The 13,368-nt window shown below is 27.9% G+C and carries 10 protein-coding genes; 4 read left to right on the top strand and 6 right to left on the bottom strand.

Annotated features, from left to right (window positions below):
* Positions 1-22 precede the first annotated feature (22 nt).
* Positions 23-847, top strand: coding sequence for a 16S rRNA methyltransferase (locus OY14_02925; GenBank protein AJA90388.1), 825 nt, complete (start codon positions 23-25; stop codon positions 845-847).
* Here OY14_02925 and OY14_02920 read toward each other — a convergent pair.
* Positions 830-1,867 carry a phosphate acetyltransferase gene (locus OY14_02920; GenBank protein AJA90387.1) on the bottom strand — a complete coding sequence of 346 codons (1,038 nt, stop codon included), beginning with the start codon at positions 1,865-1,867 and terminating at the stop codon, positions 830-832. The genes OY14_02925 and OY14_02920 overlap by 18 nt on opposite strands.
* A gap of 111 nt (positions 1,868-1,978) precedes the next feature.
* Complete coding sequence (locus OY14_02915; GenBank protein ID AJA90386.1) at positions 1,979-2,773, bottom strand: MTA/SAH nucleosidase; 795 nt, start codon at positions 2,771-2,773, stop codon at positions 1,979-1,981.
* 159 nt (positions 2,774-2,932) lie between these two features.
* Here OY14_02915 and OY14_02910 point away from each other — a divergent pair, with 159 nt between their 5' ends.
* Positions 2,933-5,107: a methionyl-tRNA synthetase gene (locus tag OY14_02910; GenBank protein ID AJA90385.1), complete on the top strand. Its 2,175-nt coding sequence runs from the start codon at positions 2,933-2,935 to the stop codon at positions 5,105-5,107.
* Positions 5,108-5,117: 10 nt separating this feature from the next.
* Positions 5,118-6,161, top strand: coding sequence for a peptidoglycan bridge formation protein FemAB (locus tag OY14_02905; protein ID AJA90384.1), 1,044 nt, complete (start codon positions 5,118-5,120; stop codon positions 6,159-6,161).
* On the opposite strand, the gene OY14_02900 is transcribed toward OY14_02905, so the two are convergent.
* From OY14_02900 to OY14_02890, 3 genes are all read right to left on the bottom strand, one after another.
* The gene (locus OY14_02900) at positions 6,158-7,513 is read right to left on the bottom strand and encodes a UDP-N-acetylmuramoylalanine--D-glutamate ligase (protein AJA90383.1); all 1,356 of its coding nucleotides are present in this window, start codon (positions 7,511-7,513) and stop codon (positions 6,158-6,160) included. The two genes, OY14_02905 and OY14_02900, sit on opposite strands and share 4 nt — an antisense overlap.
* Positions 7,514-7,531: 18 nt before the next feature.
* The gene (locus tag OY14_02895; GenBank protein ID AJA90648.1) at positions 7,532-8,878 is read right to left on the bottom strand and encodes a membrane protein; all 1,347 of its coding nucleotides are present in this window, start codon (positions 8,876-8,878) and stop codon (positions 7,532-7,534) included.
* 168 nt (positions 8,879-9,046) lie between these two features.
* A complete protein-coding gene (locus OY14_02890; GenBank protein AJA90647.1) occupies positions 9,047-10,396 on the bottom strand; it encodes a membrane protein in 1,350 nt (449 codons plus the stop codon).
* A gap of 120 nt (positions 10,397-10,516) precedes the next feature.
* Between OY14_02890 and OY14_02885 the strand changes: the two genes are divergently transcribed.
* On the top strand, positions 10,517-11,305 hold the full coding sequence (locus OY14_02885) for a D-alanyl-D-alanine carboxypeptidase (GenBank protein AJA90382.1): 789 nt from the start codon (positions 10,517-10,519) through the stop codon (positions 11,303-11,305).
* Here OY14_02885 and OY14_02880 read toward each other — a convergent pair.
* Positions 11,302-13,362, bottom strand: a complete 2,061-nt coding sequence (locus OY14_02880; GenBank protein AJA90381.1) for an ATP-dependent DNA helicase RecG — start codon at positions 13,360-13,362, stop codon at positions 11,302-11,304. The genes OY14_02885 and OY14_02880 overlap by 4 nt on opposite strands.
* Positions 13,363-13,368 lie beyond the last annotated feature (6 nt).

Genomic DNA, 13,368 nt, shown 5'->3' with positions numbered 1-13,368 from the left:
AATATGCTAATATCTCTTATCTATGGACATCAACTATAACAGTATAGCTAGCATAAAGCAAACATTAAAAGAAAAAAAAATAGCTCCAAGAAAGTTGTGGGGACAAAACTATCTAATAAACGAAAATATAAGGCAAAAAATAATAGAAAGCTTAGAACTAAAAAAAAATGAAAAAATCTGGGAAATTGGTCCGGGTCTTGGCTCAATGACTGCCATTTTATTAAAAAAAACTAATTTCCTAACTGCATTTGAAATTGACTTAAAATATTCAGAAATATTAAATGAAAAATTTGGAAAATTAAAAAACTTCAAACTAATAAAAGGGGATTTTTTAAAAAAATACAAAAATGAAAATAAAAACATTAATAAAATATTTTCAAATTTGCCATATAATATAGCATCAAAAGTAATATCTAGATTAATTGAAGAAAATTTTTTAAAAGAAATGGTATTCACAGTACAAAAAGAGTTGGCCGACAGAATGATTGCAAAAATAAACAGTAAAAACTATTCTTCATTTACAGTCTTAGTACAATCACACTTTACCGTAATTAAAATAATAGACATAGGAAAAAGCAATTTTTATCCTGCTCCTAAAGTTAAGTCTACAACACTAAAATTAATTCCTAAAAACCCCAATATAAAAGACTTTAAAGACTTCAACAAATTGGTTAGAACTGTATTTTCAAGCAGAAGAAAAAAATTGAAAAATACCATTATTAATTTCGTCGAGAATAAAGCTGTTCTAAGAGAAGATTTTTTAAAAGAATATCTAGACAAAAGACCTGAAAACATTTCTGTTGAAGAATTTATAAAAATTTCAAATACTTTAAATGCTTATCATTAAAGCACTTGCAAATACAATCTCATCAACAGAACAACCTCTTGAAAGATCACTAATTGGCTTAGAAAAGCCTTGCAAAAAGGGACCGTAGGCCTTGGCAAAGGCTAATCTCTCTACTAATTTATAACCAATATTTCCAGCATCTAAATTAGGAAATATTAATACATTTGCAGAGCCTGCTACCAAAGAATCTCTACATTTTTTCTCTGCAACATTTTTAATTATGGCAGAATCAAGTTGAAGCTCTCCATCAATAAGCAAATCGCTCTTCCTATTCTTAACAATATTTAAAGCATTCTTTACTTTTTCAGTTTCTCTAGCATTAGAAGAGCCTTTTGTTGAAAAACTTAAAAGAGCAACCTTGGGATTTGCATTTAAAATATCTTTAAAAGATTTAGCACTTTGAAGTGCAATCTCTGCAAGCTCTAAGGAATTAGGATTGACTACTACAGAACAATCCGCAAAAAATAAAATTCCATTATACCCAAAACAAACATCAACATTGCAAGAAATACTAAAAGTATCCATAATCATAAAAGATGAGATAACCTTAACACCTTCCAACTTGGGAATTATTCTCAAAGCATTAGACAAAACTTTGGCAGAAGTTGCAACAGCTCCACAAACACAAGATTTGGCATGGCCAAATCTTACCATAAGCATAGCAAAAGTAATCTCATCTAAAACCTGAGCCTTTAAACTTTGCTTAGTAGCTCCCTTTAGCCTTAGCAAATTCCAATATTCATCCAAATACATTTCAATACCTGAAAAATAATTAGGATCAACAACTTCTATTCTTTCTAAAACATTACTAGAAATAGTAAATTCTTTTAAAGAATTAAAAACAGAATCTTTTTTCCCTATTAAAATAATTGAATTTGCAAGATTCTTTTGCAAAACAACAACAGCTGCCTTCAAAACCCTAGAATCACTACTTTCAGGAAAAACTATACTAGCCTTATACTTATTCTCTTGCACAAATACTCTTGCTTTTTCAAAAACATAATCTTTTAAACAAAACATTTCATAAAAATATTACAATACAAATTAATAAATGCATAAAAAAAGACATCTTTTGAATTTAAAAAAATCTTTTCTCATGCATTATTTTCAATTATAAAAAATTAAATATTTCTAAAGCGTTTTTAAAATCTCTTGTACAACTTTAGCTGAATTAAAAGCAGCTAATTTTAAAAATTTACTATATTCAACTTCATTTCCTTCTTTATTTACAATGTCAGATATGGACCTAATAATTATAAAAGGAATATTAAACATATGAGAAACATGTCCTATTGCCGCACCTTCCATCTCAACAGCTATTACATCTTTAAAATTCTTTATAATTTTTTTCATATAAGTTGGGCCAATAAACTGATCTCCTGAAACTATTAATCCTGAATATACATTAAAACCCACAACCTCTGATTTAACAACCTCCATAGCCTTATTAACTAAATTCTTATTGGCACTAAATTTTTCAGGAAACCTTGAAAGCTGCCCCATCTTGTATCCAAACTTAGTCAAATCAACATCATGATATGCAACATCTGAGGATACTACTACATCTCCCACTTTAATATCTTTATATTTATTACTAACAATACCACCGGCAATTCCAAAATTAATTACATGGCTTATATTGTATTTTGACAAAATATAGCTAGTCCACACACCCGCATTAACCTTGCCAACCCCACAAACAACAGTTATAACATTACAATTAGACAACTTGCCCTTCACAATCTTTCTATTAAGACCATATTCCTTAAGCACTATTTCTTCCTTATTAGACATAAGCTCATTTATCTGCTCAAACTCAGAATCCAAAGCAGCTATTATTAAGACATTAATATTTTTAGAAAAAGCAACATAGCTGTTTGAAAAAACTAATAAAAAAAGAAAAAATTTTATTAAACAATTATTCATAAATTTACGCTCCTTATAATAAAAGAACATTTATATCATTTATCACAGAAAAAAATTAAAACTGAGTTTCTTTTACAAATAATTTTTGTAAAAAATATTGAAAAAAATTATCCTATCCGTATTACAATATTAGTAGCTTAAATAAAAAGGGGAAACTGAATGAAAACAATGAATCTAGTTACAGCTGCTTTACCCTATGTTAACAATATCCCTCATCTTGGAAATTTAGTGCAAGTATTATCAGCTGATGCTTTTGCAAGATATTCTAGAATGTCAGGAATTGAAACCCTTTATATCTGCGGAACAGATGAATATGGAACAGCAACTGAAACCAAAGCTTTAATTGAGAAAACTACCCCTTTAGAACTTTGCAATAAATATTATGAAATACATAAGTCAATTTACAAATGGTTCAATATTGAATTTGATATCTTCGGCCGTACTACCAATGAGTACCATAAAGACATTGTCCAAAATTTTTTCCTAAAATTAGACAAAAATGGTTATATAAAAGAACGAGAAACTGAACAGTTTTTCTGCAAAAAAGATTCAATATTCTTAGCCGACAGATATGTAATAGGAGAATGCCCAGAGTGCCAAAGCATTGCTAAAGGAGATCAGTGCGACAACTGCTCTAAGCTTTTAAATCCAATAGACCTAATAAATCCAAAATGCATAATTTGTAAAAACAAACCTATTTTGAAAAAAACCAATCATCTTTATATAGACCTTCCAAAAATAAAAACAAAACTTGAAAAATGGATAAAAAATCCATCTACTAATAAGAACTGGAATACCAATGCCATTAAAATGACAAACGCTTTTTTAAGAGATGGTCTTAAAGAAAGGGCAATTACAAGAGACCTAAAATGGGGGATTCCTGTACCTAAAAAAGGCTATGAAAATAAAGTATTTTATGTTTGGTTTGACGCCCCAATAGGATATATTTCAATTACTAAAAGTATTGTCAAAAATTGGGAATCTTGGTGGAAAAACAATAAGCAAGTAAATCTTGTACAATTTATTGGCAAAGATAATATATTGTTCCACACAATTATATTCCCTTGCATAGAAATCGGAAGTAAAGAAAATTGGACAATGTTAAATCAGCTCTCATCAAGCGAATACTTAAATTACGAAAATCTTAAATTTTCAAAATCAGAAGGGATAGGAATTTTTGGAAACGACGCTATTACCACAGGAATTCCTTCTGATATTTGGAGATTTTATATCTATTACAACAGACCTGAAAAATCTGATTTTCAATTTATGTGGCAAGATTTTATGGAAAGAGTAAATACTGAGCTTATTGATAATTTTTCAAACCTTGTCAACAGAGTATTAACATTCCAAAAAAAATTCTTTGGGGATGTTATAGAAACAATAGAAATTAAAAATAAATTTTGGAAACAAATAACACCAAAGTATAATAAAATCTTAAATCTTTTTAAAAAAGCAGAACTAAAATCTGCACTTAAAGAAATACTTCAAATTTCATCCCTTGGAAACAAAATATTTCAAGACAACGAGCCTTGGAAAGGAAAAAACAACTCTCCACAAGAAACAAAAGAACTAATCTCAAACTTAATATATTTAATCCGAGACTTGTCCATTTTAATGATGCCATTCATTCCCGAAACAAGCAAAAAAATACAAGAATTCTTTGGCAAAAGTTATCAATTTTCAACCAAAATTCTTGGAACCAAATCGGGAATTAAAAAAATTGAATTTACAGAAATATTATTCAATAAACTAGAACAAAAAAAAATAAACAACTTAAAGCTAAAATACTCAGGAGAAATAAATATGGAAGAAAAAGAAAAGCCAGAAAATTTATTTAGGGAAAAAGTACTATTAAGAGTTGTAAAAATAAATAAAATAGACAGAAATCCCGAAGCTAAAAACTTGTTTATATTAAAACTAGATAACGGAACTGTTGAGGAAAAACAAATAGTAAGCAGTCTTGAAGGCCATTATACAGAAGAAGAACTTTTAGGAAAACATATAATAATAGTAGATAATTTAAAGCCTGCAAAATTTAGAGGAATAAAATCTGAAGGGATGCTAATAGCTACTGAGGACAAAAATAAAAATTTTAAAATTATAATTGTAGAAGATTCCACCCAAAATCCTATTGCTGGAGAGAGAATAATACTTGAAAACGATCAAAACAAAGATCTTCCCTGCCCGCCTAAAATTGACATAAATAAATTCTCAAAAGCTAATATAGTAGCAGAAAACGGAGAACTTAAAATAAATGGAATAAATTTAATATTAGAGCACTCTAAGAACAAAATATTGTCCAAAGATATTCCAAATGGAATAGTTTGCTAAGAGCCATTTAATGACTATTAAAAAAATTAAAACAGAACAAATAGAAGAAAATTATCTTCAAAGTGAGCTGTGGGCATTAATAAAAACAACAAAAAACAGCAATTGGAAAGTCGTAGCATTTAAAAGTGATGTTCTTGGCAAAATTGTTGTAATGCAAAGAAGACTATTTAAAAATTTTTACTTAGCATATATTCCACATCCAGAATTTTCAAACAAAACTCTTGAAAATATTAATATTGAAAAAATCAGTCAAAATATTAAAGAATTTTGCATAAAAATAAAACCCTACTTACATAAAAATACAATCTTTTTAAGATTAGATTTAATGTATTACTATAAAAGAACATTAAACGAAAAATACTTTCCACTAAAAATTAAAATAAAATATCTTGAAAAGGCATTTGACGATATACAGCCTTCAAATACAACAATACTAAATTTAAATAATTCACTTGAAAATATTCTGCTCAATATGAAAAAAAAAACAAGATACAATATAAAGCTCAGCTTAAAAAAAACCCTAGATATAATAATAGATGATGAATTTAAACATTTAAATTCATTTTACAAGCTCTACAAAGAAACTAGCAAAAGAGATAAATTTGCTATTCACTCAGAAGAATATATACAAAATCTCATTAAAATATTCAAACAAGACAAAAATTCTGAAATAAAATTGATAATTGCATTTTACAATAACATCATTATTTCTGGAATAATAATAGGAATCTACAAAGAAAAAGCGGTTTATCTTTATGGAGCTTCTAGCAGCGAACATAGAAATTTAATGCCCAATTACGCAGTACAATTTAAAGCAATACAAATTTTAAAAGAATTGGAAATAAAAGAATATGATTTACTAGGCATCCCTCCAACTGAATCTAAAAAGCATCCCTTATCTGGACTTTTTAATTTTAAAACAGGATTTGGAGGCAATATTATTCACAGAATCGGTTGCTATGATTTTGTTTACAACAATTTTCTTTACAGAATTTATACAAATCTTGAAAAAATCAGATACTTTTACTACAAAGTAATAAAGAAAAAAATTTAAACAAGCATATTAACTAAATTCTTAAATTGCAAACCCCTATCAAACTCATTGTTAAAAAGCTCAAAAGAAGCACTGGCGGGAGAAAATAAAACAATATTACCTGGTTTTGAAACCTTTAGAGCATAATTTACAGCATCGCTTAAAGAATCAAATACAAAATATTGGATACTACTTTTTTCTAAAATTTTAATAATTTTTACAGTTGCACTACCTTTTATTAAAATCCAAGTTTTAACAAGATTTAAAATCTCATTAAAACCTGAAAAATCAAGCTCTTTATCAGTCCCTCCAACAATCAAATTAATACAATTATTATTTGTTTTTAAACTTTTAACAGATAAAATCGTAGAATCGGGAATAGTTGAGGCTGTATCATTATAAAACATTATATTTCTAACTAATTTAACAAACTCTAATCTATGCTCAATACCTTTAAAATCGTTTAAAATCTGAAACGTATGATTAATATCTATATTTAAATAATATAAAACAAAAAAAGCAATAAGCTTGGGTATTAAAAAAACAGCTTGCGACTCAAAAAAACTTCCAATCAATTTATCATTAAAATATACTTTGCCTTTATTGTAATAAAAAAAATCTTGATCAAAATTACAAGGACTAAATTCAGAAAATAAAATAACTTTAACTTTTGACTCAAATTTTGAAAAATATTTGTAATAGGCCTTATCCTGAATAATCACAATTCCTGAAGTTTGATTTACAAAAATTTTTGACTTATCAGTAATATAATCATTAAAATCTAAATAATAATTTTGATGGTCGTTGTAAATATTTGTAATAATACTAATAATTGGATTAAAATCTCTTAAAGCTTGTAACTGCCAAGAAGAAAGCTCTAAAATCAAAGGTGATCTTCCATCAAGTTGATCTAAAAAACTCAAAGGAGACACACCAATATTGCCCCCAAGCATTGTCCTTAGATATTTTCTTTTCAAAACCTGATACAAAAGAGATACAAGAGTTGATTTACCTTTGGTACCTGTTACTGCAACTATAGGATTTTTGTTGAACATCAAAAATAAACTAATATCGGTTTCAACTCGTTTTGCAAACTTTAAATATTCATTATTGGGTTTCACACTAGGATTTTTCACAACAATATCAGCTTTTTTGAAATCATTTATATCATGTCTACCTAAAACATATCTAATTTGGCTATTAAAATCTTTTAAAAGATCGATACTTAAAGCTAATTCCGACTCACTTTTAAGATCAGTAATTACTAACTTTGCCCCATGCTTTAATAAAAATCTAGAAAGAGCTACTCCTCCTCCATTAAGACCTAAACCCATAATTAAAAAATTTAAATTTTTAATTTCATCTAAACGCACAATAAGATTATAACAAACCTACCAACCTGTTTTAACAGGTTTAATCCATCTTTCACTATAAAAATAAGGAAGTGAAATAGCAAATTTGATTACATCCTCAAGAGCTGGAATAAAAATAATAATTTCAAATGGTAAATTTGTATAATTTGCTAAAATAAATGCAATAGGAATAGTATAAATAAATGTTACAGCACCTTCCATAATAGCTCCAAAACTTGGGGATGCCCCTGCACGGAAAAACCCAAAAAGATACTGAAAAGCAAGAGCCATGAAAAAAGCAGTAATAGAGGAATATCTCAAAATAGTTCCTGTAAGATACGCATATTTCAATGTATAAAAAATATAAGGTGCAATAAATGAAAAAACAAACAACGCAAAAGATGTTAAAAAAGCAAGCTTAAGCCCAATTTTGCCCAAATAGATTGCAACTTTCATAACTTCTTTTTTACTATTATGCATTTCATAACCCATTATGATATTTAAAGAAATACAAAAGGAATTAATTATATTAAAGATAATAAAATAAACAGAAAAAGATATACTGTAAGCAGCATATTTATGCGTATCGATTCCTATAAAAATTGATGTCAATACAAGATATCCTAAAAACCAAATAAAATCATTTAAAAGGATTGGAACAAAAAATTTAACTAACTGAACAAACATGCTAAAATTAACCTTTAAGTCTGCAAACTTAAGGTTCAAGACCGAATTCTTGTTAAATACTGTATAAATAAGATAAAAAAGAAGCTCTAAAATACGAATAATGGTAGTTGCAATAGCAGCCCCAACTACTCCCATATTAAAAACAAAAATAAAAATATAATTTAATATTACATTTAAAAGCACTGAAAAAATAGAGATGTAAACTTGAAATTTTACAATCTCAACAACTTTAAGAGCATTGGCAATAAGTCCTTTTATGATTGCAAATACAAAAGAAAAAATAGCAACATTTAAATAAATCGCCCCATAATAAACTGCCTGCACATCATTGGAAAGCAATCTAAGCAATAAAACAGGTCTTAATCTAGAAATAACTATAAATGGAAAAGAAAGTAAAATAATGATTAATATGCTAATAAAAAATGTATTTCGAAAGTTCTTAAAATCACCCTCATTGTATTGTCTTGTAGAGATTATATTGCAAGCTCCCACCATAGCAAACCCAATAGTAACAAACAGTTCAAAAAATTTATTTGCAAGAGAAACTCCTGCAACAGGATAATCGCCAAGATACGCAACCATAGCATTATCTGTAAGGGAAATAACATTGAATAAAAAAAATTCAATAGCGGTTGGAATAGCTATTTTTAAAAGGTCTTTATAAATTTTCTCCTTTTTTGGTGCACTTAAGGAATACACATAAGCTCCTCTAAATAAATAATTAAGATTTTTGCAAAAAATAAATACTATAAATTTACAATAAAAGCAAATAAAATTATTTAATAAAAAAATAATCAAAATGAATTTTAAATTCACGAAGTCCTATGAAAAAAAATTACTTATTCTAAATATATCACACTACCATACTCAAACAAGCTCCTCGTAATCAATCTCTCGTATCCAATCATCTTGAAAAAATTCAATTATAATAAATATATTTTTTATGATTTCCTCAGCATTTACAATAAAAACCACTATTGGCAAACTTAAACTTGTATAAAATACTAATAAATAGGCAACAGGAAGTGTATAAAAAACAATTACCCCAGATTCAATAAAAAAACAAACATTTGGTATACCACTAGCCCTAAAAACTCCAACAAGAACTTGGGCTGTGAAAGCTTTAAAAACCACAATGCTTGCAAAAACATAAATAAACACACTAACAAGTTCAGGAGAATCTAAATTGCTAAAAATATAAGGCGCAAAGCCAGATATCCCAATAAGCAAAATAACCACAAAAATGCCTAAAATAAATCCTAAAAAAGATAAAAAAAATCCAATCGATCTAACATGACTCTTATCATAAATCATTAAATGCCCAATAACAACGCCTGTTGCAAGTCCCACACCATGAAGCAATACAAAGCAAATGTCAAAAATATTCGATGCAACAGCAAATGAAGCATACTCAATGCTTCCAATACGAGCATAAAATGCATGCAAAATAGTTATACTTAACACCCAAAAAACCTCGTGAGACAAAACGGGTATGATTAATTTCAAATTGGCCCTAGTAACTATTCTTGAAGCAAAAAAATCACTAAACTTAATCTTATAATATGAATTATTACTTATCAGACTATATGAAAAATAAAAAACAAACTCAACAATTCTAGCAAGCACAGTAGCATATGCAGCACCTTTTATTCCCATGCCAAAAACAAACATAAAAATATAATTAAAAACAATATTTATTAAAACAACAATAAAAGTAACATATAAAGGTATTTTTACTTCTTTAGCACTCTTAAACCCCATAGCCGATAAAAAAGAATATGCCATTAACACATAAGACCATGAAATAATTCTTAAATACTCTGATCCAAAATTTAAAGAACTCTGATTAGATGTAAATAGTTGAATAATGTTTTTTGGGAAAAGAAATGAAAATATAAAAAAAATTATTCCTATTGTAGTTCCAATTGACAATATATAAGCAAAAGATTGTCTTATTTGAAGAAATTTCTTTTTTGCAATTGCCTGAGACACGTAAGCACTTAAAGCTGTACCAAGTCCAAACACAATAATAAAAAAAATAAAAGTTACTCTATTTGCTAAAGAAACACCTGTGACTTGAAAAGAACCCAAATAAGAGATCATAAAATTATCAAAAAAAGTTACCATCTGAAATAACAGCGATTCAAAAGCTGTAGGAATAGCTATAACAAATAGCTCTTTTATTATCTCATCATAATTTTTAAACTTTTTGATCATATTACCTATTCCCATTCTCCTTCATTTATTAATTTTAACTAAATTTAATCTAATCTATATTAGATACATATAATTAAAATTAACTACTTATTATACTAAAATATATTATAATTAAATAATATGAAATCAATCTGTATTTTATTATTTCTATTTATTAACTTATCTTTATTAGCTAGCAACATTTCAAAAAAAGATTTGAAAATACTAATAAAAATTACCAAAACAATAAATGAACAGTGTAAAAATTTTATTGAAAAAAATCCTATTCAATTCTTAAAAGAAATAAAACCCTTAGTAGATGCAGAAAAAACCAATCTCCTAACTCTAATAAATAAAAAAACACCTATTCCTGAGGATCATAAAGTATCTGATTTGGTAAATATTGATGATTTTAAAGATCTTAAAAATCTTGGCCCAAAGAATCTTAGGGTAAGACAAATTTTAATCGAGAATTTAATTAAGCTAGTAAAAGATGCAAAAAAAATTGGAATTGAAATTAAAATAAAATCAGCCTACAGAACAAAAGAATATCAAAAATTTTTATTTGATTACAATGTAAAAACTTATGGCAGAAAAATTGCAGAAACTCAATCAGCAATTCCAGGCTATTCTCAACATCACATGGGAACAGCAATAGACTTTATAAATATAGATGATAATTTACTAAACACAAAAGAAGGAAAATGGCTTTACGAAAACTCTTTAAAATACGGCTTTTCTCTTTCATATCCAAAAGGATACGAACTAGAAACCGGATACAAATCAGAACCTTGGCACTACTTGTACATAGGCCCTAAGCCGTGCTTTATTCAAAAAAAATATTTTAACAATCTACAGCATAAACTTCTTGAAGTTTGGAATCAAAACAAAGAAACGCTTATTAACTTAATTGAAAAATATGCAAGTTAAATGCTTCTACCAACATTCAAATAAGAACAAAAAAGATTGTCTAGTAAATCAATATCAAGCTTATCGTAAGCAGTATTATCATTAAAAAACAAGTCAAGCTCTTCTCGGATCAAGACTATAATATCTCTGTCATCAACAAAATTAGCTATTTTTAATTTTAAATATCCTGCTTGCTCAAGTCCAAATAAATTGCCGGGCCCTCTCAATCTCAAATCTTCCTCTGCTATTTTAAATCCATCTAAATTTTCTTTTATGGTTTTTAATCTAAATTTTCCAGCATTTGTCAAAGGTTCTTTATAAAGCAAAAAGAAAAAAGATTGTAAATTACTTCTCCCGACACGACCTCTAATTTGATGTAAAGTAGATAGCCCAAAACGCTCAGCATGCTCTACAACCATGCAAGTTGCATTTGGACAATCAATCCCAACCTCAATAACACTAGTAGCCACCAAAATATCTACTTTTTTGGAATAAAAATTTTTCATAATTTCTTCTTTTAAGTCGGATGGCAACTTAGAATGAAGCATATCTACAACATATTCACTAAACACTTCCTTCAATTTTAAACACATATTATTAACATCTTTTAATTCAAATTTTTCTGAAGATGAAATCAATGGATAAACAAAATAAACCTGATGGCCCTTTAAAAGTTCTTTTCTTAAAAACTCATAAACCTTATTCTCATTACCATGCTTTGCTAAATAAGTAGTAATAGGCAAACGTCCCTTAGGCAATGTTTTAATAAAAGAAACTTCAAGATCACCAAAAAGTGTTAATGCAAAACTTCTAGGAATAGGTGTTGCAGACATCAAAAGCATATCTACCCCTTCTCCTTTGTTTTTAAGCTCTTCCCTTTGAACCACCCCAAATTTATGCTGCTCATCAATAATAACGTATGCTAATCTTTTAAATTCTGTACTTTCGTAAAAAATAGCATGTGTTCCAACTATTAAACCGGTAGTTCCATTTTTAATATTTTCTAACACTTGTTCCTTTTCTCTCTTTTTCAAACTACCAGTCAAAAGAGTTACTGAAATATTAAAAGGTAATAATATGTTGGATAAATTATCATAATGTTGATGAGCCAAAAGATCAGTAGGAACCATAAATGCCACTTGATATCCAGCTTCAATTAAAGGAAGCCCTGAAAGCAGGGCTACAAGGGTTTTTCCACTTCCAACATCTCCTTGAAGCAATCTATTCATTGGCTTAGAAGAGCCGAGATCTAAGAGTATCTCATCAATAGAAATTTTTTGATCTTCTGTAAGTTCAAAAGGCAAGCCCGACACAACCCTTTCAAGCAAATCTCTTGATAAATGTTTTTTTTCTCGTAAAAGAATCTTAGAAGATCTATACCTTGAAAAAAACTGAAGCAAGAAAATTTCTCTGTAAATTAAAGTTTTTTTTGCCTTTTCAAGCATTTCTAATGAACTTGGAAAGTGAATTTCTTTTAAAGCCTCGCTTAACGACAATAAAGAATACTTTTCTATCAAAAATTTGGGAACATCTGTTTGACCAAACTTAAAAAAATATTCAAGAGCCTCTCTTACATATAATGAAATTTTCTTTGATGTTAACCCTTCTGTCAAAGAATAAACCGGAAGAATTTTTTTAAACCTTTCAGGATTATCGCTAAAAACTTCACTGTCAAAATTAGAACAACTCCATAAGCCACTGTAATCGTTATAAATAAATTTAGAATAAATATAGAACTTTTTATCTTTTTTAAAAACATTCTCCAAAAAAGCCCTGTTAAACAGTAGAATTTCAAAAGTCTCATTATTCACGCTTTTAACTGTTAACTTTAAATTTTTTTTAAAATTATCTCCAAATTTTTTATGCTCAACAACAGTAAACACCGTCATCATATCACAACTTTTCACCTTAGAAAAATCTGGAAAAGTTTGTATATTTTGACGATCTTCATACTTTATGGGAAAAAACTCAATAAGATCTTTAACATTTAAAATTTGAAGATTATTTAATCTTTCAACCCCTTTCTCACCAAGACCGCCTATACCTTTAAGCTCATATTCAAACTCATGTAAAAACATTTTAAT

Origin of the sequence: Borreliella chilensis, from assembly GCA_000808095.1 — a bacterium.
In the GTDB taxonomy this organism is placed as follows: Bacteria; Spirochaetota; Spirochaetia; order Borreliales; family Borreliaceae; genus Borreliella; species Borreliella chilensis.
Note: the sequence above shows the minus strand (reverse complement) of the source record. Positions and strands in the feature narration are given on the sequence as shown.